The organism is Streptomyces sp. NPDC096079 (genome assembly GCF_040303145.1).
Lineage (GTDB): Bacteria > Actinomycetota > Actinomycetes > Streptomycetales > Streptomycetaceae > Streptomyces.
The window spans coordinates 85435-105119 of the sequence record NZ_JBEOST010000015.1; the positions used below are offsets into that span (position 1 = coordinate 85435).

Here is a 19685-nt window from a genome sequence, read left to right on the forward strand (position 1 = left end):
AGGGACGCATCACCATGGCTTCCGTCACGTTCGACAAGGCCACCCGGGTCTACCCGGGTGCCACCAAGCCCTCCGTCGACCAGCTCGACATCGAGATCGCGGACGGCGAGTTCCTCGTCCTCGTCGGCCCCTCCGGCTGCGGCAAGTCGACCTCCCTGCGCATGCTCGCGGGTCTCGAGGACGTCAACGCCGGCTCCATCCGCATCGGCGACCGCGACGTCACGCACCTGCCGCCGAAGGACCGGGACATCGCGATGGTGTTCCAGAACTACGCGCTGTACCCGCACATGACCGTCGCCGACAACATGGGCTTCGCCCTCAAGATCGCCGGCGTGAACAAGTCGGAGATCCGTGCGAAGGTCGAGGAGGCGGCGAAGATCCTCGACCTCACCGAGTACCTCGACCGCAAGCCGAAGGCGCTCTCCGGCGGCCAGCGCCAGCGCGTCGCGATGGGCCGCGCGATCGTCCGCGAGCCGCAGGTCTTCCTCATGGACGAGCCGCTGTCGAACCTCGACGCCAAGCTCCGCGTCTCGACCCGTACGCAGATCGCGGGCCTCCAGCGCCGCCTGGGCATCACCACGGTCTACGTCACGCACGACCAGACCGAGGCCCTCACCATGGGCGACCGGGTCGCCGTCCTGAAGGACGGTCTGCTCCAGCAGGTCGACTCGCCGCGCAACATGTACGACAAGCCCGCCAACCTCTTCGTCGCCGGCTTCATCGGCTCCCCGGCCATGAACCTGGTCGAGGTCCCGATCGTCGACGGCGGCGTCAAGTTCGGCACGAGCGTCGTCCCGGTGACCCGCGACGCGATCGCCGCCGCCTCCGCGGCCGGCGACACCACCGTCACCGTCGGCGTCCGCCCGGAGCACTTCGACGTGCAGAGCGCGACCTCGAAGGACGGCCTGGCCGTCACGGTCAACGTCGTCGAGGAGCTCGGCTCGGACGGCTTCGTGTACGGCTCCACCCGCGTCGGCGGCGAGGACAAGGACCTGGTGGTCCGCGTCGGCGGCCGTGACGTGCCCGCCAAGGGCTCCACGCTGCACGTCGTGCCGCGCGCCGACGAGCTGCACGTCTTCTCGACCTCCACGGGCGCGCGCCTCAGCGACTGAGACCGACCCCGAGCACAGCCGTACGGCCCCGCGTCTCTTGCAGATGCGGGGCCGTTCGTTTAAACGGGCTTACCCCGGAAAACCCCGGCATTCGGGGCCCCACCCGCACCCCCGCGTCAACACGGGATTCGAAAAGGCGCCTCGAACCATCCCTCGCGAGAGTGACTAAATGTCGCCATATCACTACCGGCCGCTACGCTCGCCTGCGTGACGCACACTGCCCGCCGAATCGGCCGCTCTCTCGCCCTCGTCCTGCCCGTCGTCCTGGTGCTCTCGGGAACGCTCGCGGTGTCCGCCGTTCCGTGGGCCGGCCAGGACGCCGGGACCCAGCTGACGGCGTCCTCCACGGACGTCTCCGTCCGGGCCAAGTCCCGTGCCCCGCAGGATATTCTCCGCGACCAGCTCCTCGCAGAGCTTCAGGAGAAGGACCCGGGAACGGCCCTCACCCACCTCCAGCGCGAGGTGGAGAACCGGCCCTCCCTCGCCCAGCACTGCTTCTCCATCGCCCGCGCCCTCGGCCGCGCCGCCGTCGAGCACTACGGCCCCTCGCGCGCCCAGTCGTTCTCCCGCCCCGTCTGCGACACCTCGTACGCGACCGGCGTGATGCGCGCGAGCTGACCCCTTCACGAGGGAAGGGCCGCGAGCTGAACGCCCCGCCGCGTACCGGGCGCCTATCGTTCCCCGTATGCACACCACTCCGACGCAGGCCGTGGTCCTGGCGGGCGGCCAGGGCTCACGGCTCCGCCCGTACACCGACGACCGCCCCAAGCCGATGGTCGAGATCCCGGGCACCGGGACCCCGATCATCGGCCATCAGCTTTCCTGGCTGGCCGCCGAGGGCGTGACCGACGCCGTCGTCTCCTGCGGTCACCTCGCCGAGGTCCTCCAGGAGTGGCTGGACTCCGCGAACCTGCCCCTGAAGGTGACCACGGTCGTCGAGAGCGAGCCCCTCGGCCGCGGTGGCGGCCTCAAGTACGCCGCCGCGCACCTGCCCGCGCCGGACCAGCCCTGGTACGCCACGAACGGCGACATCTGGACCCGCTTCTCGCTGCGCGAGATGGCCGCCTTCCACACCGAGCGGGACGCCCTCGCGACGCTCGCCCTGGCCCGCCCCCGCATCCCGTGGGGCGCCGTCGAGACCGACACCTTCGGGCACATCACCGACTTCATCGAGGCGCCGCCGTCGCCGTTCCTGATCAACGCGGGCGTGTACGTCTTCTCCGCCGCCTTCACCGAACTCCTCCCGGACCTCGGCGACCACGAGCGGACCACCTTCCCCCGCCTCGCGCGCGAGCGGCGCCTGGCGGGCTTCCCGCTGCCCCAGGGCGCGTACTGGAGGGCCATCGACACCGCCAAGGACCTCACGGAGGCCGCCAAGGAGCTGGCCGCCCAGAAGGCCTGAGCGACGGGCGTACGAGAAGGGCGGCACCGCCGGAGAAGCGGTGCCGCCCTTGTCCCTGCCCTCCGGTCAGCCCAGCAGGCCGCCGATCGGGTTCCGCGCGCCGCCCGTCGACGAGCCGCTCTCCGACGGGGTGCTGGTGGAGCCGGTCGAGCCGCCGCCCGACCCGCCGCCGCTGGTGCTCGGGGTGTCGCTGGTGGACGGCGGGGGCGCCGGCTTGGACTCCGTGGGCGTACGGCTGCTCGTGCCGCCGGTGCCGGTGCCCTGGGTGGCCGTCGGGCGCTGCTCATGGGTCCGGGTCGACTCGCGGGTCGTCTCCGTGGGCCGGGTGGCCTCCTCGGTCTCCTCGTGCCGCGCGGGCGGCTCGGTGGTCGCGGCGGGCTCGGGCGCGGTGGAGGCGGCCTTCGAGGGGGCGCGGCGGGTCGGCTCCTGGGGGAGCGGCCGGCCGGGGAGGTGGTTGATCGGGTCGTCGTTCGGGCCCGGGACGGTGACCATCTCGGTGGAGCGGACGGCGCCGCCGAGGACGGAGCCGACGAGCAGGGTGAGACCGACGACGACGGCGGCGAGGAGGGTGCTGCGGCGGGTGACGCGGCGGCGGAGGTCCCAGAGCTCGGCGCGGGGGCCGAGGGTGCGCCAGGCCTCGCCGGCGAGGCGGCCGTCGAGGGAGTAGACGGGGGCGCCGGCGATGATCAGCGGGGACCAGGCGGCGAGGTAGATGATGTCGGCGGAGTCGTAGACCGGGACGGTCTTCCAGCTGACGGTCAGCAGGAGGGCGGCGGACAGCAGGCCGCCGACGACGGCCGCGACGCGCTGCCAGAGTCCGAGGACGGTGAGGACGCCGACGACGACCTGGAGGAACGCGACGGTGAGCCCGGCGCCGACGGGGTGCTGGAGGGCGAAGTCCCGCAGCGGTTCGGCGAGGGCCCAGGGGTGGAGGGAGTTCAGCCACTTCACCATGGAGCCGCGCTCGCCGCCGTCGAAGTAGACGGGGTCGCAGAGCTTGCCCATGCCCGCGTAGATGGAGATGAAGCCGAGGAAGACGCGGAGCGGGAGCAGCACGACGCCGAGGTTCATCCGGCGGCCCGGGTAGTAGGCGTGCCGGACGTTGTCCTGGCCGTGGCGCTGCGCGGGCGAGCCCTCCGGCTCCGCGTGCCCGTACGGCTCCGCGGGCTCGTGCCCGAGGTCGTACAGCTCGTCGTAGGCGCCCTCGGCGCGGCGCATCGGCGGGAGCAGGGGCGGCGGCGCCTCGCCGGGCACCACGGGGTGGGCCATGGTGCTGTCGATGCGCGGGATGGCCTGGGTGTCGCCGACGCCGTGGCCGCCGTGCCCGACGGGTTCGAGCGTGGAGACGGAGGACTCGCGCACGGCCTGGAGCAGACCGGTCGCGCCCGGCGCGGACTTCCCGGTCCACACGACGGGGCGCCGCCGCGGGCCGCCCGCGCCCACTCCGGACAGGGCGGCGGTACGGGCCGCGAACTTCGGCTGCGGGGCCGGCGCGAGCCGCACACGGAAGCTGGCGTGGTTCACGATCACCTGGGCGGGATCGGAATCCACCTTGACCATGCTCAGCGCCGGCTGATCGTCGAACCCCGGCCGGGGCGTTCTGGTGTCCACACTCATCTAACCGAGTGACGCGGGGTTAGGACACTGCTTTGACAGTCGCCAAATGTCCGAGACCCGTCAAGATCAACGCCATCGGGGAAGGCCGCGCCGGGGAACCATTGTTCGCTGGCGGTTCGTCAGTTTACTTTGAGGGCCGCGTGATGCGCGCGATGCGAGTCGAGGGGAGCGACACAGCATGGCAAGCCCCGTCCACGACGAACCCGACGACCTGTCCAGGGAGGACACCGAGGCCCGGGTCCCTCGGCAGCGGCCCCCGGAACCGGCCGGCCGCGGGCCGAACCAGCTCGTCTTCTCGGACCTGGACCACTATCCGGTCATGGCCCAGGCGCTCGACAACCAGTGGCTGCCCGCGGACCTGGCCGAGGGCCGCCAGGCAGCCGACGCCCCACGACGGACGCCCGGCGCCGTCGCCGCCACCGCGGCCGAACTGCGCCGCGCCCTCGTCAACAGCGGGACCCTGGTGGTCAACCGGGCGTTCTTCCTCAACAACGAGGCCCTGTACGGGAACTTCGTGCCGCAGGCCGACCCCGCCGACCGGACCGCGTTCACCCGGCTCTTCGACGACCGGGCGATCGTCCCGTACCTGTTCCTGGAGCGGGACGGCACGGAGGAGTTCTCCTTCGGGTACGACCAGCGCACCGGACGCGCCTGGCGGCGGCTCATCCAGGAGGAGTCCGACCCCGCGTTCGTGCGCCTCGACTGGGACGACGAGGCGAACCGGGCCGCGGCGGACCGGGTCGGCCAGCGCTTCACCGGGCAGCTGGCCAAGCTGAGGAACCTGCGGGACGACCAGCTCGCCGTGGACCTCGGGATCGCGCCGGAACTGGCCCGGTCGATGGGCGAGGGCATCCTGACGGACATCCTCCTCTGGTCGGCGACGCAGGACCGCACCGCCAACATCACCAGGAACGCGATCTACCAGGAGTTCCTGACGCGCCCGGGCACCGACCCGTACCAGCACCTGCTGCGGGAGGGCGCCGAGATCCTGCCGACGAAGCAGCTGATCGACCTCATGTACAACCTCGGCGTGCCCGACGCGAGCGGGCTCGTCGCCCTGACGCCGCCCGGCTCCCCGCCGCGCCGCGCGCTCCAGGAGGACATCTCGCCGCAGGCGCGGGCGCAGGACCCGGAGGCCGTGGGCCTGCTGATCCGGAACCTCGTCGCCGACTCGCTGCACCGCGCGGTCGACGGCCCCAACTCGTACGCCGGGCTCTCGCTCTCCGACATCGTCGCCCTGCGGGAGACCGGCGAGTGGCAGACGTACATCGCGTCCCTGGACACGTTCCTGCACGACAGCTTCCGGGGCGGACGCATCCCGGACGGGGACGAGTTCACCGACCGGACGGCCACGATCGCCCGGGACCACGCCCGGATGCTGCGGACCGCCCGCCGGGCCGGCCGCTCGGACAAGGGCCTCACCCGGGAGATCTCCACGGTCCTCGTGCTGGAGTCGGGCGGTGTCGCCGTCCAGATCGCGAGCGGCGAACCGGTGACCGTGCTCCAGGGCGCGCTCGGGATGCTGGGGGCGGTGGGCGGCGTGCTGAGCGTGCGCCTGGAGTTCTGGGACAAGGCCGCCCGGACCCGCCGCGCCGGTCTCGGGCACTCGCTGACATTGCCGTCGCTGCGGCTGGGCAACCTGAGGAAGGACTGGGAGACCATCCAGGCCGTGTCCGGCGTCGAGTTCGTCGAGCGCGGGGGGACGACCGGGGGTCCCCAGGCCGACCAGCAGGCACGGCACGACTAGAGGAGAAGCACCCATGAGCGGCGAACCGGTCCTGCGGTACGAACGGCTGCGCGCCGAGCGGCCCGAGCTGTTCCGCAACGAGCCGGGAGGGATCGAGATCCTGACGGACCCGGAGGCCGTCGCGGTCGCCGGCGGGGTGGTGTACCAGGACCCGTACGTGCTGCTCGTCCGGGACGCGGTGCGCTTCCCCGACGGCCGCCCCGGTGTCTACATCCGCTCGGTGAGCGCCACCGCCGAGCAGGGGTGTGTCGTCCTGCCGCTCCTGGGCGACCGGATCGTGCTGGTCGAGCACTTCCGGCACGCCACCCGGTCCTGGCACTGGGAGGTGCCCCGCGGTTTCGGCACGGCGGGTCTCTCCGACGCGGCGAACGCGGCGAAGGAGCTCCGGGAGGAGATCGGGGCGCCGGTGCGGGAGCTCGTCCCGCTCGGCGCCCTGCACCCCGACTCGGGCGTGACCGGCGACCGAGTGCTGCTGTTCGCCGCACGGATCGACGCGGTGGGGCGCCTGGAGGCCGGCGAGGGCATCCGCGGCTCGCTGACGGTGCCGTTCGCGGAGGCCGAGGCCATGATCGCCGACGGGCGGATCACGGACGGCTTCACCATCGCCGTGCTGACCCGCGCCCGCCTGGCCGGCCTGACGGCCTGAGGCGGGCACGGGGACGACGGTACGGGCTCGGCCCTTGCCGGGTCGGGCTCAGCCCCGTGCCGGGTCGGGCTCAGCCCCGTGCCGTACCGGCTCAGCCCATGCGGCGGCGGGCCGCCTCGTAGAGGACGACGCCGGCGGCGACGCCGGCGTTGAGCGACTCGGCGCCGCCCGGCATCGGGATGCGGACCAGGAAGTCGCAGGTCTCGCCGACGAGGCGGGACAGGCCCTTGCCCTCGGAGCCGACGACGATGACGACCGGGCCGCCGAGCGCCTCCAGGTCCTGCACCTCGTGCGTGCCCTCGGCCGCGAGGCCGACGACGGCGATGCCGGCCTTCTTGTACTCCTGCAGGGCGCGGGTCAGGTTGGTGACACGGGCGACCGGCGTGCGCGCGGCGGTGCCGGCGGAGGTCTTCCAGGCACCGGCGGTCATGCCGGCGGCCCGGCGCTCGGGGATGACCACGCCGTGGCCCGCGAAGGCGGAGACGGAGCGGACGATCGCACCGAGGTTGCGCGGGTCGGTGACGCCGTCGAGGGCGACGATCAGCGGCTCCTCGCCGTCGTCGTAGGCCGCGGCGGTGAGGTCCTCGGGGTGCGCGTACTCGTACGGCGGGACCACGAGGACCAGACCCTGGTGGTTCAGCCCGTTGGTCATGCGGTCGAGCTCGGGGCGCGGGGCTTCCATCAGGTTGATGTTGCCGCGCGCGCCGGCGAGCTGGAGGGCCTCGCGCACGCGCTCGTCATTGTCGATGAACTGCTGCACGTACAGCGTGGTGGCGGGCACGCCGTCGCGCAGCGCCTCGAAGACCGGGTTGCGGCCGACGACCATCTCGCTGGCGCCCTTGGGGCCACCGCGGCGGGGCGCGGGGCGGCGCTTGGCCGCCTGCCGGGCCATCGCGTTGGAGACGCGGTACGCCTTGTGGCCCTTGCGGTCCTCGGCCTTGGGCGTCGGGCCCTTGCCTTCGAGGCCCTTGCGCCGCTGGCCACCGCTGCCGACCGTCGCACCCTTCTTGTTGGACGTGCGACGGTTCCTGCGCTGGCTGTTCCCGGCCATGACTACCTGTTTCCTCTGCTGACGTACAAAGTCTGTAACTGAAGTGTGCCGCCCGGTGTCCCGAGCGGCACGTCTTCTAACGGTTGCCCAGCGTCCAGCGGGGGCCGTCGGGGCTGTCCTCGATGGCGAGGCCGGACTGGCCCAGCTGGTCGCGGATCGCGTCCGCGGTGGCCCAGTCCTTGCGCTCGCGCGCCGATTCGCGCTGCTGGAGCACGAGACGTACGAGGGTGTCGACGACGCCGTGGAGCTCCTCGCCGCCACCGGTCTCCTCGGCCCAGTGCGGGTCGAGCGGGTCGAGGCCGAGGACGCCGAGCATGGCGCGGACCTCGGCGAGGCGGGCGATGGCCTCGTCCTTGTCGTCCGCGGCGAGGGCGCTGTTGCCCTGGCGGACGGTGGTGTGGATGATCGCCAGCGCGTGCGGCACGCCCAGGTCGTCGTCCATGGCCTCGGCGAAGGCCGGCGGCACCTCGGCGGCGGGGGCGACGGTCGTCCCGGCCTTCTCGGTGGCGCGCTGGACGAAGCCCTCGATGCGGGCGAACGCCGACTCGGCCTCGCGCAGGGACTCCTCGCTGTACTCGATCATCGAGCGGTAGTGCGGGGTGCCCAGGTAGTAGCGGAGGACGATGGGGCGCCAGTTCTTCACCATCTCGGACACCAGCACGCTGTTGCCGAGCGACTTCGACATCTTCTCGCCGCTCATGGTGACCCAGGCGTTGTGCACCCAGTACCGGGCGAACTCGTCGCCGAAGGCCTTGGCCTGGGCGATCTCGTTCTCGTGGTGCGGGAAGATCAGGTCGAGACCGCCGCCGTGGATGTCGAAGGCGGAGCCCAGGTACTTGTGGGCCATCGCCGAGCACTCCAGGTGCCAGCCGGGACGGCCGCGGCCCCACGGGGTCTCCCAGTCGGGCTCGCCCGGCTTGGTCGCCTTCCACATGGCGAAGTCCCGCGGGTCGCGCTTGCCGGAGACGCCCTCGTCGGGCTGACGGAGGTCGTCGATGTCCTGGTTGGACAGCTCCAGGTACCCCGGGAAGGAGCGCACGTCGAAGTAGACGCTGCCGTCCGCCTCGTACGCGTGGCCGCGCTCGATCAGACCCCGCATCATCTCGATCATCTCGGGGACGTGACCGGTGGCGCGGGGCTCGTACGTCGGCGGGAGGCACCCGAGGGCCTCGTAACCGGCGTTGAACGCGCGCTCGTTCTCGTAGCCGATGGACCACCAGGGGCGGCCCTGCTCGGCGCCCTTCCTGATGATCTTGTCGTCGATGTCGGTGACGTTGCGGATGAACGTGACGTCGTAACCGCGGTACGCGAACCAGCGCCGCATGATGTCGAAGTTCAGCCCCGACCTGATGTGGCCGATGTGCGGGGCCGCCTGCACGGTGGCACCACAGAGGTAGATCGAGACGCAGCCCGGCACGAGCGGGTTGAAGTCACGGATCTGCCGGGCGCTGGTGTCGTACAGGCGAATAGTCACCACTCCAGGGTAGTGGGCGTGTGGTAGTGCCCCGATACCCGATCGGGGTCACCGATGACGTTTTTCACCGCTCCTGAGGCGATACGCGGTACACGAGCGCGGTCGCGAGGGCGGCGAGGCCCTCGGCGCGGCCGGTGAGGCCGAGCCCGTCCGTGGTGGTGCCGGAGACGGAGACGGGCGCGCCCGCCGCCTCGCCGAGCGCCTTCTGCGCCTCCTCGCGCCGCTTGCCGATCTTGGGGCGGACGCCGACGACCTGCACGGCGATGTTGCCGATCTCGTACCCCTCGGCGCGGACGATCCGGGCGGCCTCGGCCAGCAGGGTGACGCCGGAGGCGCCGGACCACTCGGGGCGCGAGGTGCCGAAGTGGGCGCCGAGGTCGCCCACTCCGGCGGCGGAGAAGAGCGCGTCGCAGGCGGCGTGGGCGGCGACGTCACCGTCGGAGTGCCCGGCGAGGCCGAACTCCTCGCCCTCCCAGAGCAGGCCCGCGCACCACAGCTCGCGGCCCCTCTCGAAGGCGTGGACGTCCGTGCCGATGCCGGTACGGGGGACGAGGGGGAGATCAGAAGCCATCGTTGGCCCTCCTGCGGGCGAGTACGGCCTCGGCGAGGACGAGGTCGAGGGGGCGGGTCACCTTGAAGGCCTCTTCGTGGCCGGGCACGACGACGACGGGCGCGCCGAGCCGCTCGACCATGCCGGCGTCGTCGGTGACGCCCTCACCCGTGAGGGCGATGGTCGCGTGGGCGTTGACCAGGGTGTCGCGGTCGAAGCCCTGGGGGGTCTGGACGGCGCGGAGGCGGGCGCGGACCGGGGTGGCGACGACCTGCTCGGGGTCGCCGGGCCGCTCGGCCGGCTCGACCTCCTTGACGGTGTCGGCGACGGGCAGCGCGGGGACGACGGCGACGGCCCCGTCCCGTACGGCCTCGATGACGGCGTCCACGACGTCGACGGGCACCAGAGGGCGGGCCGCGTCGTGGACCAGGACGGTGGTGATGCCCTCGGGGAGCGCCTTGAGGCCGAGGTGGACGGACTCCTGGCGGGTGTCGCCGCCGGGGACGACGAGGTAGTCGGTCCGCTCGGGCAGGGCGTGGGCGTCGAGGAGGTTCTTGACCTCGGCGGCGCCGTCGGAAGGTGCGACGACCACCACGAGCGAGACCGCGCGCGAGGCGGCCATCGCGCGGACGGCGTGGATCAGCATCGGGGTGCCGTTCAGCGCGCGAAGCGCCTTGGGGGCGCCCGGACCGAGGCGCACGCCCCGTCCGGCGGCCGGGATCACCACGGCGGTACGACTGGGACGCTCTTCGTCTGACATCGGTTGCACTCCGGCAGGTTTGTTTCCGCGGCCGACATGGGTATGGCCTCACCGTGCCGGACGCACCGCCTTGACCGGGCCCTTTCCGTGACGACGGTCGAGGCGTGGCCGCGTGGGCACAGGGGTTCGGGTGGAGAGAAGTTCAGGGGGTGCGGGTTACTTCAGCGCTGCGGTCACGCGTACGGCTCCGCAAACGTACGCGAACATGCCGCGGCGCCCGGCGACAGCGCTGTGTGGATCACAGCACGCCGGCGGGCACCACGGCATTGCTTCACTGCTTCACTTGGAAGCGCTTCACTTGGAAACGCGGCTCAGGACGCGAGGACCTCGTCGAGGAGAGCCTCGGCCTTGTCCTCGTTCGTGTTCTCCGCGAGCGCCAGCTCGCTCACCAGGATCTGGCGAGCCTTGGCGAGCATGCGCTTCTCACCTGCGGAAAGTCCGCGCTCGCGCTCACGACGCCACAGGTCGCGCACCACTTCGGCGACCTTGATGACATCGCCGGAGGCGAGCTTCTCGAGATTTGCCTTGTAGCGACGGGACCAGTTCGTCGGCTCTTCGGCGTACGGCGCGCGCAGCACCTCGAAGACCCGGTCCAGCCCGTCCTGACCGACCACGTCGCGAACACCGACGAACTCCGCATTGTCCGCCGGCACACGAACCGTCAGGTCGCCCTGCGCGACCTTGAGCACCAAGTAGGTCTTGTCCACGCCTTTGATCTGGCGAGTTTCGATGGCCTCGATCAGCGCGGCCCCGTGATGGGGATAGACCACGGTGTCGCCAACCTTGAACGTCATGTGACAGGTACCCCTTCCGTGGCTATCCAGGGTAACACGGATTCGGCTTCTTCTGAATGGCGTTTTCGCAGGTCAGGGCATATCTCGGGGCTTGACAACGGTGACACGGACGTGCTGCGGAGGGCTTCCGGAAGGCGGTATTCGCAGGTCGGAGCGGCTGCGTGGACGGAGAGAAACGCGCACGTTACACCTACCCGGAGGCCCCCGAGGGAGGCCCGATGTCCCGGTTTGTCGCGTTCGGAGTGGCCTTCTTCACCTACTCCGTTCGAGGATCGGCCACCCGTACGGATGCATGCCGGGGTGATTCCCGGAATTGATCAGTGGACATCAACCGACGCCGGTGCGGGATTTTCCGCGGGAGCGGCTCCGCGTAATGCGGGGACTCCCCCGAATTGATCAAGGCGGTTATGTGAACACCAGGTCAATGGGTCGTGATCCGGCCACAACCCGTCACGCGGGACCGGCGCGCCGAGGGCCTGCCGGAGGGGGCCACCAGGACACCACGGAGCCCCTCACCGGGACGGCTGTGACCGGTTAGGGGCGGGTCGGGTGCGGGACGCGGAGTGAGGCTCGGTAACCTAAGCGCGCTGACACACCTTTAGCTGTCCCTTGGTTCCCACGCCCGTCCGTACGTCCTAGGAGATGCCGCCGCCGTGAGCCGCAGCCTTCGACGCGGCGCCCTCGCCGCCACCGCCCTCGTGTTCTCCGTCGCCGCGCTGTCCGCCTGTGGTGCGGGCAACAACGCACAGACGCTGGAAGTGCGGCCGGACAACGCCGCCGTCACGGTCGACGACGTCAAGATCCAGAACGCGCTGGTCATCACGCAGCCGCTGCCCGGCACCAAGGGCCCGGCGGCCGTTTCGGCCACCGTCTTCAACAACGGCCAGGCGCCGCAGACCCTCGACGCGATCCGCCTGCCCGGCTCGGCCGCCGTCGTGAAGCTGACGGCCGCCGAGGGCACCGGCCCGATCACCATCCCGGCCCTCGGCTCCGTCGTGATCGGCGGCGAGGGCAACGCCTCCGCCGTGATCGAGGACGGCGCCGCGTTCCGCGACGGCGACGCGCAGCAGGTCGTCTTCAAGCTGAGCAAGACCGGCGACGTCGGCCTGAGCGCCTTCGTCGTCCCGTCGAAGAGCTACTTCAAGGACTTCGGCCCGAGCATCGTCCCGGCCGCCCCGGAGACCACGCCGAGCGCCACCGCGTCCCCCTCGGGCGAGGCGGAGCACGGCGCGGAGGCCCCGGCCTCGGGCGAGCCGACGACCGCGGGCCACTGACGGCCGGCAAGACACGCACGAAGGGGCGCCCCCCGGCGGGGGGCGCCCCTTCCGCGTAGGCGCAGCGCCTCTACGGCTCGAACGCGCAGCCGACGCCTCGGCTCCGTACGCGCAGCGCTTCTACGGCTCGAACCTGTAGCCCAGGCCGCGCACCGTCACCAGGTAGCGCGGAGCGCCCGGGTCCGGTTCGAGCCCCACCCGGGACGCGCCCCTTGCACCGCGGGGCCCAGGGGCCCCGCGGGCTTCGGCACGCCGCGCCGGACTCCGCCCGGCGTTCCCGGCCCGGCCGGTCTACGGCTCGAACTTGTAGCCCAGGCCGCGCACCGTCACCAGGTAGCGCGGAGCGCCCGGGTCCGGTTCGATCTTGGCGCGGAGGCGCTTGACGTGGACGTCGAGGGTCTTGGTGTCGCCGACGTAGTCCGCGCCCCAGACCCGGTCGATGAGCTGCATACGGGTCAGCACGCGGCCCGCGTTGCGCAGCAGCATCTCCAGGAGGTCGAACTCCTTCAACGGCAGGTCGACCTTGCCGCCCGAGACCGTCACCACGTGGCGGTCGACGTCCATGCGGACCGGGCCGGCCTCCAGGGCCGCCGGGGTGACCTCCTCCGGCTCACCGCGGCGGCGCAGGACCGCGCGGATGCGGGCGACCAGCTCCCGCGAGGAGAAGGGCTTGGTCACGTAGTCGTCGGCTCCTATCTCCAGGCCGACGACCTTGTCGATCTCGCTGTCCTTGGCGGTCACCATGATCACCGGGACGTTCGAGCGGCCGCGGAGCTGGCGGCACACCTCGGTACCGGGCAGACCCGGAAGCATCAGGTCGAGGAGGACGAGGTCGGCTCCGTTGCGCTCGAACTCGTCGAGGCCGTCGGGCCCGGTCGCCGCGACGGCGACCTCGAAGCCCTCCTTGCGGAGCATGTACGACAGGGCGTCGCTGAAGGATTCCTCATCCTCGACGACGAGCACTCGGGTCACGGAAGGACCTCCGGGGCGGGAAGCGGTTCGGTCATGAGATCTGGGGTGGGGGAAGAAGCGGGCCGGCGGTCCCGTACGGCGCCCGCCTCGGGCAGCCGCAGGGTGAAGGTGGAGCCCTGACCCTCGGTGCTCCAGACGGTGACCTCGCCACCGTGCGAGGCGGCCACGTGCTTGACGATGGCCAGGCCGAGACCCGTACCGCCGGTGGCACGGGAGCGGGCCGGGTCGACCCGGTAGAAGCGCTCGAAGACGCGCTCCTTGTCCTTGTCGGGGATGCCGATGCCCTGGTCGGTCACGGCTATCTCGATCACGTCGCCGGCGGGCGCGGCGACACGACGGGCGGCGATGCCCACCCGCGTACGGGCCGGTGAGTAGTTGACGGCGTTCTCCACGAGGTTGCCGAGGGCCGCGGCCAGCTGGCCCCGGCTGCCCCACACGTAGAGGTCGGCGGCGCCGCCGGAGACCATCGTGATCTGCTTGGTGGAGGCGGGCTGCCGGGAACGGTCGATCGCCTCGGCGACGAGCTCGTCCACCGACACCGGCTCGGAGTCCTCCAGCGGGTCGTCGTTCTGCACGCGGGAGAGGTCGATGAGCTCCTGTACGAGGTTGGTGAGGCGGGTCGCCTCGATCTGCATCCGGCCGGCGAAGCGGGTGACCGCCTCGGGGTCGTCCGAGGCGTCCATGACCGCCTCGGAGAGCAGGGAGAGCGCGCCTACGGGAGTCTTGAGCTCATGGCTCACGTTGGCGACGAAGTCGCGCCGCACCGCCTCGATGCGGCGGGCCTCGGTGAGGTCCTCGACCAGGAGCAGCACGAGCCGCGAGCCCAGCGGGGCGACCCGGGCGGAGACGGCGAGGGCCTCGCCGCGTCCGGAGCCGCGCCGCGCCAGGTCCAGCTCGACCTGTCGTATCTCCCCGTCGCGACGGGTGTCGCGGGCCATGTTCAGCATGGGATCGACGGCCAGCTTGCCGCCGCGGACCAGGCCGAGCGCGTACGCCGCCGAGCTGGCCTTCACCACGGAGTCGCTCTCGTCGAGGACCACCGCGGAGGAGCGCAGCACGGACAGCACGGTGTCGACGCCGGGCGGGAGCACGGCGTCGGTGTGCAGCGAGGTACGGGTGGGTCGCGCCTGGTCGCGTTCGCTCCAGCGGAACGCCAGCATGGCGATCACGCCGGTGCACACGCCGGCGATCGCTGCCAATGCGGCGACCGCCGCGTTCACGTCCATGGCTCCAAGGTTATGCGGGGTCACGGACACTCTCCCAGCCGTCCGAGTGGCTGCTCGAACACTCGTCGCTCAGAGTTCACCGTGGAGATGTGGCCGGTTCACTTGCCCCGGCGGCCGAGGTGGCGCGTGTCGCCCAGAGTTCACCTGGGGGAAAGTGCCGGTTCACATCAGGGGGTGGAACCGGACGCACAGGGGACCGAACGTGGGAGCGTGGGGGTCCGAAGCCCCACCCGGACCCCGGAGTTTTGCGTAGAGAGGGACACCATGCGGGACGCGTACCACGAGGAACTCGATTCGATCGGCGAGGGCCTGGTCGAGATGGCCCGGCTCGTCGGATCGGCGATCGGGCGCGCCACCACGGCGATGCTCGACGCGGATCTCAAGCTCGCGGAGAGCGTGATCGCGGCGGACCAGAAGGTCGACGACCTCCAGCACGACCTGGAGGCGCGGGCGATAGCGCTGCTCGCCCGGCAGCAGCCCGTGGCGACGGACCTGCGGATCGTGGTGACCTCGCTGCGGATGAGCGCCGACTTGGAGCGCTCCGGCGACCTGGCGCAGCACGTCGCGAAGCTGGCGCGGCTGCGGTTCCCGGACACGGCGGTGCCGCGGGACCTGCACGCGACCATCCTGGAGATGGGCCAGCTGGCGCAGCGCCTGATGGCGAAGGCGGCGGAGGTCATCATCACGAAGGACGTCGACCTGGCGCTCCAGCTGGAGCAGGACGACGACGAGATGGACCTGCTGCACCGGACGCTCTTCCAGCACCTGATGGACGACCGCTGGAAGCACGGCATCGAGACGGCCGTGGACGTGACGCTGCTCGGCCGGTACTACGAGCGGTTCGCGGACCACGCGGTGTCCGTGGCGAAGCGCGTCGTGTACCTGGTGACGGGTGAGCACGCGGACGAGCTGCAGGCGGCGGACGCGCCGGTCGAGGGCGCGTAGCGCCCGTAGGGCGGGTCCGGTACGGCCCTGCGGGCGCCGATGCGCCGTTGATGCGCCGGTCCGAGTGGGCATGCAATGGGGGGAGGCGAAGCGCGCCTCGAAAGGGAGGGACCCCCATGGCCGAATCCCCCATGACGACGGAATCCGGCGCGGAGGCGCCGCGCGAGGCGGTGTTCCTGCCCGTGCTCGGCGCGTGCGGCTGCGGCTCGGGCTGCGGCTGCGGCTGCCAGTCGGGCGCCCCGTGCCAGTGCGGGGGCTGCTCGGGCTGACCCGATCGGCGAGAGGGGGTGGGGGCGCGGTTCTCGCGCCCCCACCCCCTGCCGCCCACTCCCTGCCGCCCCGGGCGGCCCCGGCACAGGCCCCGGCCCCGGGGCCGGGGCCTGTGCCGTGCGGCCCGCGGCTAGACGTCGAGCACGCCGACGATCTGGTCGCCGCTGCGTTCACCGGTCGCGCGGAAGCCGAGCTTGTCGTAGAAGGCGCCCGGCCCGTCCTCGCCGGGCTCCCAGGTCACGTGGAACCGCCGCTCACCGCGCCGGCGCAGTTCCTCGCGCACGGCCTCGACGGCGAAGCGCCCGTACCCCTTGCTCTGGGCGTCGGCGGAGATGTTGAGCCGCCAGAGGCCGCTGCGGCGGTCGGCGGGATCCTTCTCCTCGTTCCACGGGATGTCGAGGAAGGCCATCAGGAAGCCGACGAGCTCGTCGCCGTCGAAGATCAGCCGCGGCCAGGCCTTCTCCCCGAAGGCGTACGCCTCGGCGAGGGAGCGCACGACGGGCGCGACGTTGCGCTCCTGATGCGGATGGACGCGCAGCGCGAGGGCGGCGTCGATGGTGGCGGGGGTGACCTGCTCCAGGCGGAGTGACGTGCTCATGGACAGGACGGTAACGATTCACCGGGATGTACGCGGCGGATTATCGGGCCGGGCCACGATGAGGCCCATGACGACCTGGCCCCGCCGCGCCCTCCTGACCGTCCTCGTCCTCTCCTCCCTCGCCCCGCTCACCGGCTGCACGGTCCCGGTCGCGGGCTTCACGGGCGTCACGGTGACGGCGGAGGGAGAGCCGCTGGGGGTGATCCTGGTCTGCCACGACCGGATCGACGAGGCCCGGCTCTCCCCGGACGAGCCGGTGACCGGCCCGGACGCCGAGGTGGCGGCGGACGCGAAGGAACCGGCTCACACGGACGCGTGGACCTCGGCGGAACCGGTCACCGGCTACACGACTTGGCCCCTCACCGCCCCGGCCGGCGGCGGCGGCTGGACCCCGGACGCGCCCCCGCAGGCCCTGAAGGAGGGGCAGCGGCTCTACACGCTGTACGGCACGACCCACGACAGCTCCTGGTCGACGGGGAGCCACTCCTTCACCCTCGCGGACCTGCGGAAGCTGCGGCCGGACCAGGTCGCGTACTCGGACGGCGACGAGGTCCGGACGACGACGGTGGCGGACTTCCGCGCGCACGCGTGCGAGGAGTCCTGAGGCCGTGGTCCGCTACGGCCTCAGGAACACCACCGACCGCAGCTTCAACCGGTCGCCGGCCGGGCGGCCGTGGGGACGAAGGGTCCACGAGTCGCCGGAACAGTCGGGCTCGGTGAAGACCATCGCGAACTCGTCCGTGTCGTTGTGCGGCGCGAACGCGGGCTCGGAGGCACCCGGGTCGGCGGCCTCGGGAATCGTGACGCACTCGCCGCTCACCGGGTCGTGCAGCGTGACGCTCTGCGGGTCGCCGCCGATCCCGATGAACCGGTAGCTGAAGTCGCCGGTGGCGGCGGAGGCGGGGGAGGCCAGGGCGGCGGTGAGGGCGAGGGCGCCGCAGACGGCGGCGAGGGAACGGCGGAGACGCACGAGGGTTCTCGTTTCGGTGAGGGACTGCGGGGAGGAGCCAGGACGATCAAGGTCACCCCACCCCTCACCACGGCGCCCGCCCCTCAAGCGTCCCGGCGCAGCCGGAAGGTTTCGCCCTCACCCGTCCGGCGGACGCAGGGGCGCCCGCGTCACCCGCCCGGTCCTCCTCTACGGCGCTACGGCGCGAAGACCTGCTCAAGGCGGTGGATCGCCCCGTCGCCCCCGGTCTCGTACCGGAACACGAGTCCCGCGTCCGGGTGGGCGTGCACCCAGTCGATCAGCTCCTGGACCCCGATCCGCTGGTTGGCGGAGCTGCTGACGATCGGGTTGGTGGCGGTGACGTACGCGGCCTGGTCGAGGGCCCAGCGGCTCTCCTCCCCGGTCCCGACGAACGGAGCACCGTCGGAGTCCGCGCTCGCGCATCCCCAGGCGCCGTGCTGGACGACGAGGTTCACCTTGCCGGTGCTGCCGTCGAGTTCCTCGATCCGGTAGAGGGCGAACTCGTCGGGGTCGACGTCGTCGGGGCTCGGTGGCGAGCTGACACAGTCCGCGGGCTTGGGCTTGGGCTTCGGCGCGGGGGTCACGGGCACGGAGGTCGTGCCCGCCGGCGGCGCCGGCTTCTTCACGGCGGGCTCCTTCACGGCGGGAGCGGCCGTGGGGGTCACGGCGGACGGGGTGCCCGCCGGAGCCTCGGTGGGAGCGGCGGGCGTACTCGGCGCGGCACCGGCGGCGTCGCCGTCCTGGCACCCGGTCAGCACGGCGGAGAGCGCGAGGGCGGCGAGCACGAGGACGGCGGGTCTGAGACGGTCGGCGTTCATCGGGAAGTCCCCCTCTTCACGGGCGGCCACCCCGGCCGCGCCCTGCCCGGGAACGTAGCAACGCCCCCTCGCGGGGGACAGCGCCCGCCCTGCCCTGTCACACACCTGCGACGCCCCCAGGACAGGCCGGTGGTGTCAGTCGATGATCACCGCGCCCGGGGGCAGGAACCGAGGGCTCGGGCCCCGTGTCCGGTCGGTGGTCACGACGTTCCTGTCCTCTTCGTCGTCGCCGAACCAGCCGTCGACCGCGTCGGTGATGCTCTCGACGACTTGGCCTGCTGCCTCGACCGCGTCCCGGCCGACACCGAGGATGTCGCTCATCGCCTTCTCCGCGGTCCTGAGCGGGTCCCGTACGAGGTCGGTGACGGCGGTCGCGGCGAACGACGTCACCCCGGCCAAGGGGTTGGGGCCGCTGATGGTGAGGAGGGGGAGCTTGATGGTGCCGGCGGTCCCCCACCGCAGACCCGGCTCGGCCTTGAGCGCTATCCCTCCGCCGACTCCAGAGGACCTGCCTCCGATCGTGACGCCGACGCGCCCGCCGATCTCGCCCGCCGACACGCCGACTTGGGCGCCTCCGCCGTCCAGGCCGATTCCGACGAGGCCACGGGCGGCGGGCCCGGTGACGTGTCCGTCGGCGCTCCCCGAGGCGCCGTGGGCCTCGCCCGAACCTGACCCTTCGATGCCGGCCGTGACGAACTCGGCGGAACCCTGGGCCCTGAGCTTCTTCCCTTCGACGGAGCCTCCGAGCTTCACGGTCCCCACCTGGACGCGCCCTTGGGCCGTGGCCGTCACCTCGCCCGTGCTGACCCTCAGCGCCCCGGTCTCGTCGACGAAGCTGTACTTGTAGGAGAAGCTCTCGCCGATGAAGTCCAGCGGCCCGACGGGAATCGGCTTGTCGGTCGCGACCGGCACCTGCCCTTCGTAGGCCCGCAGGGCTCCGGTGGCGTCGCAGACGACGCGCCGGTAGGAGATCACTCCGCCCGGCTTCCTCGGCAGGCGTAGGGGGGTGAGCGGCTTCTGCGGATCGAGCGTCGACGACGCCCCGACGATCGCGCTGCCGCCCTGGTCCTGCGGCGGGGCGGGCTGGGAGGCGTCGACGGGGATCCCCGGCGGCGGAGGCAGGGAGCCGACGAGCCCGCCGTCGGACTCCGCGGTGTCGCCGAACACGGTGCCGTACATGTTCCACCCGCCACCGATGTTGTTGCCACCGGCACCGGCGGTCCAACGATTCGTCCCGTCGGTCCACCCGTCATGCCGATACCACTGCAAATCCCCGGCGGGCGTGATCCCGTAGATCACCCCACCCCCACCACTGAACACCGTGCTGTAAATACCCCAACCGCCACTGACGTTGTTGCCACCCGCACCGGCAGTCCAACGATTCGTCCCGTCAGTCCACCCGTCATGCCGATACCACTGCAAATCCCCGGCAGGCGTGATCCCATAAATCACCCCACCC

General features: G+C 71.9%; 21 protein-coding genes. 9 read left to right on the forward strand and 12 right to left on the reverse strand.

The window, feature by feature from the left end:
• Positions 1-14 precede the first annotated feature (14 nt).
• The 3 genes from ABTY59_RS26665 (at position 15) to ABTY59_RS26675 (ending at position 2514) form a co-directional block, all read left to right on the forward strand.
• A complete protein-coding gene (locus ABTY59_RS26665; protein WP_352021573.1) occupies positions 15-1112 on the forward strand; it encodes an ABC transporter ATP-binding protein in 1098 nt (365 codons plus the stop codon).
• Between the two features lie 207 nt (positions 1113-1319).
• Positions 1320-1730, forward strand: a complete 411-nt coding sequence (locus ABTY59_RS26670; RefSeq protein WP_352021574.1) for a hypothetical protein — start codon at positions 1320-1322, stop codon at positions 1728-1730.
• A gap of 67 nt (positions 1731-1797) precedes the next feature.
• Positions 1798-2514 (forward strand): nucleotidyltransferase family protein, encoded by a 717-nt coding sequence (locus ABTY59_RS26675; protein ID WP_352021575.1) that lies wholly within the window; start codon positions 1798-1800, stop codon positions 2512-2514.
• A 66-nt stretch (positions 2515-2580) separates the two neighbouring features.
• Here the strand turns inward: ABTY59_RS26675 and ABTY59_RS26680 are convergent, their stop codons facing one another.
• A complete protein-coding gene (locus ABTY59_RS26680) occupies positions 2581-4131 on the reverse strand; it encodes a DoxX family membrane protein (protein WP_352021576.1) in 1551 nt (516 codons plus the stop codon).
• 178 nt (positions 4132-4309) lie between these two features.
• Between ABTY59_RS26680 and ABTY59_RS26685 the strand changes: the two genes are divergently transcribed.
• Both ABTY59_RS26685 and ABTY59_RS26690 read left to right on the forward strand, forming a co-directional pair.
• Complete coding sequence (locus ABTY59_RS26685) at positions 4310-5878, forward strand: hypothetical protein (RefSeq protein ID WP_352021577.1); 1569 nt, start codon at positions 4310-4312, stop codon at positions 5876-5878.
• 13 nt (positions 5879-5891) lie between these two features.
• Positions 5892-6524, forward strand: a complete 633-nt coding sequence (locus tag ABTY59_RS26690; RefSeq protein WP_352021578.1) for an NUDIX hydrolase — start codon at positions 5892-5894, stop codon at positions 6522-6524.
• A 91-nt stretch (positions 6525-6615) separates the two neighbouring features.
• On the opposite strand, the gene rlmB is transcribed toward ABTY59_RS26690, so the two are convergent.
• The 5 genes from rlmB to ABTY59_RS26715 all read right to left on the reverse strand — a co-directional run bounded on the left by rlmB (position 6616) and on the right by ABTY59_RS26715 (position 11153).
• A complete protein-coding gene (gene rlmB / locus ABTY59_RS26695) occupies positions 6616-7575 on the reverse strand; it encodes a 23S rRNA (guanosine(2251)-2'-O)-methyltransferase RlmB (protein ID WP_352021579.1) in 960 nt (319 codons plus the stop codon).
• 76 nt (positions 7576-7651) lie between these two features.
• Positions 7652-9049 (reverse strand): cysteine--tRNA ligase, encoded by a 1398-nt coding sequence (gene cysS / locus ABTY59_RS26700; protein ID WP_352021580.1) that lies wholly within the window; start codon positions 9047-9049, stop codon positions 7652-7654.
• 64 nt (positions 9050-9113) lie between these two features.
• The gene (gene ispF / locus ABTY59_RS26705) at positions 9114-9620 is read right to left on the reverse strand and encodes a 2-C-methyl-D-erythritol 2,4-cyclodiphosphate synthase (RefSeq protein ID WP_352021581.1); all 507 of its coding nucleotides are present in this window, start codon (positions 9618-9620) and stop codon (positions 9114-9116) included.
• Positions 9610-10359, reverse strand: coding sequence for a 2-C-methyl-D-erythritol 4-phosphate cytidylyltransferase (gene ispD / locus ABTY59_RS26710; RefSeq protein WP_352021582.1), 750 nt, complete (start codon positions 10357-10359; stop codon positions 9610-9612). Before ispD ends, ispF begins: the two co-directional genes overlap by 11 nt.
• 311 nt (positions 10360-10670) lie before the next feature.
• The gene (locus tag ABTY59_RS26715) at positions 10671-11153 is read right to left on the reverse strand and encodes a CarD family transcriptional regulator (RefSeq protein WP_003953493.1); all 483 of its coding nucleotides are present in this window, start codon (positions 11151-11153) and stop codon (positions 10671-10673) included.
• 653 nt (positions 11154-11806) lie between these two features.
• On the opposite strand from ABTY59_RS26715, the gene ABTY59_RS26720 reads away from it, so the two are divergent.
• Complete coding sequence (locus ABTY59_RS26720; protein WP_352021583.1) at positions 11807-12427, forward strand: DUF461 domain-containing protein; 621 nt, start codon at positions 11807-11809, stop codon at positions 12425-12427.
• 291 nt (positions 12428-12718) lie between these two features.
• Here ABTY59_RS26720 and phoP read toward each other — a convergent pair whose 3' ends face one another.
• Both phoP and phoR read right to left on the reverse strand, forming a co-directional pair.
• On the reverse strand, positions 12719-13390 hold the full coding sequence (phoP, locus tag ABTY59_RS26730) for a two-component system response regulator PhoP (protein WP_465270246.1): 672 nt from the start codon (positions 13388-13390) through the stop codon (positions 12719-12721).
• Between the two features lie 5 nt (positions 13391-13395).
• Positions 13396-14625, reverse strand: coding sequence for a two-component system sensor histidine kinase PhoR (gene phoR, locus ABTY59_RS26735; protein WP_352021584.1), 1230 nt, complete (start codon positions 14623-14625; stop codon positions 13396-13398).
• Positions 14626-14889: 264 nt separating this feature from the next.
• On the opposite strand from phoR, the gene phoU reads away from it, so the two are divergent.
• A complete protein-coding gene (gene phoU, locus ABTY59_RS26740) occupies positions 14890-15570 on the forward strand; it encodes a phosphate signaling complex protein PhoU (RefSeq protein WP_041130440.1) in 681 nt (226 codons plus the stop codon).
• 116 nt (positions 15571-15686) lie between these two features.
• Positions 15687-15839, forward strand: a complete 153-nt coding sequence (locus ABTY59_RS26745; RefSeq protein ID WP_352021585.1) for a hypothetical protein — start codon at positions 15687-15689, stop codon at positions 15837-15839.
• A gap of 131 nt (positions 15840-15970) precedes the next feature.
• On the opposite strand, the gene ABTY59_RS26750 is transcribed toward ABTY59_RS26745, so the two are convergent.
• The gene (locus tag ABTY59_RS26750; protein ID WP_352021586.1) at positions 15971-16438 is read right to left on the reverse strand and encodes a GNAT family N-acetyltransferase; all 468 of its coding nucleotides are present in this window, start codon (positions 16436-16438) and stop codon (positions 15971-15973) included.
• Between the two features lie 67 nt (positions 16439-16505).
• Here ABTY59_RS26750 and ABTY59_RS26755 point away from each other — a divergent pair, with 67 nt between their 5' ends.
• Positions 16506-17042: a hypothetical protein gene (locus ABTY59_RS26755; protein ID WP_352021587.1), complete on the forward strand. Its 537-nt coding sequence runs from the start codon at positions 16506-16508 to the stop codon at positions 17040-17042.
• Between the two features lie 12 nt (positions 17043-17054).
• Here ABTY59_RS26755 and ABTY59_RS26760 read toward each other — a convergent pair whose 3' ends face one another.
• From ABTY59_RS26760 to ABTY59_RS26770, 3 genes are all read right to left on the reverse strand, one after another.
• A complete protein-coding gene (locus tag ABTY59_RS26760) occupies positions 17055-17408 on the reverse strand; it encodes a hypothetical protein (protein ID WP_352021588.1) in 354 nt (117 codons plus the stop codon).
• 176 nt (positions 17409-17584) lie between these two features.
• On the reverse strand, positions 17585-18226 hold the full coding sequence (locus ABTY59_RS26765) for a hypothetical protein (protein WP_352021589.1): 642 nt from the start codon (positions 18224-18226) through the stop codon (positions 17585-17587).
• Between the two features lie 135 nt (positions 18227-18361).
• The gene (locus ABTY59_RS26770; RefSeq protein WP_352021664.1) at positions 18362-19678 is read right to left on the reverse strand and encodes a tachylectin-related carbohydrate-binding protein; all 1317 of its coding nucleotides are present in this window, start codon (positions 19676-19678) and stop codon (positions 18362-18364) included.
• Between the last annotated feature and the right edge of the window lie 7 nt (positions 19679-19685).

Coding starts and splice junctions, on each gene's coding strand:
- ABTY59_RS26665 (WP_352021573.1), top strand. CDS start 15: ATGGCTTCCGTCACGTTCGACAAGGCCACCCGGGTCTACCCGGGTGCC.
- ABTY59_RS26675 (WP_352021575.1), top strand. CDS start 1,798: ATGCACACCACTCCGACGCAGGCCGTGGTCCTGGCGGGCGGCCAGGGC.
- ABTY59_RS26680 (WP_352021576.1), bottom strand. CDS start 4,131: ATGAGTGTGGACACCAGAACGCCCCGGCCGGGGTTCGACGATCAGCCG.
- ABTY59_RS26685 (WP_352021577.1), top strand. CDS start 4,310: ATGGCAAGCCCCGTCCACGACGAACCCGACGACCTGTCCAGGGAGGAC.
- ABTY59_RS26690 (WP_352021578.1), top strand. CDS start 5,892: ATGAGCGGCGAACCGGTCCTGCGGTACGAACGGCTGCGCGCCGAGCGG.
- rlmB (WP_352021579.1), bottom strand. CDS start 7,575: ATGGCCGGGAACAGCCAGCGCAGGAACCGTCGCACGTCCAACAAGAAG.
- ispF (WP_352021581.1), bottom strand. CDS start 9,620: ATGGCTTCTGATCTCCCCCTCGTCCCCCGTACCGGCATCGGCACGGAC.
- ispD (WP_352021582.1), bottom strand. CDS start 10,359: ATGTCAGACGAAGAGCGTCCCAGTCGTACCGCCGTGGTGATCCCGGCC.
- ABTY59_RS26715 (WP_003953493.1), bottom strand. CDS start 11,153: ATGACGTTCAAGGTTGGCGACACCGTGGTCTATCCCCATCACGGGGCC.
- phoR (WP_352021584.1), bottom strand. CDS start 14,625: ATGGACGTGAACGCGGCGGTCGCCGCATTGGCAGCGATCGCCGGCGTG.
- phoU (WP_041130440.1), top strand. CDS start 14,890: ATGCGGGACGCGTACCACGAGGAACTCGATTCGATCGGCGAGGGCCTG.
- ABTY59_RS26745 (WP_352021585.1), top strand. CDS start 15,687: ATGGCCGAATCCCCCATGACGACGGAATCCGGCGCGGAGGCGCCGCGC.
- ABTY59_RS26750 (WP_352021586.1), bottom strand. CDS start 16,438: ATGAGCACGTCACTCCGCCTGGAGCAGGTCACCCCCGCCACCATCGAC.
- ABTY59_RS26755 (WP_352021587.1), top strand. CDS start 16,506: ATGACGACCTGGCCCCGCCGCGCCCTCCTGACCGTCCTCGTCCTCTCC.
- ABTY59_RS26765 (WP_352021589.1), bottom strand. CDS start 18,226: ATGAACGCCGACCGTCTCAGACCCGCCGTCCTCGTGCTCGCCGCCCTC.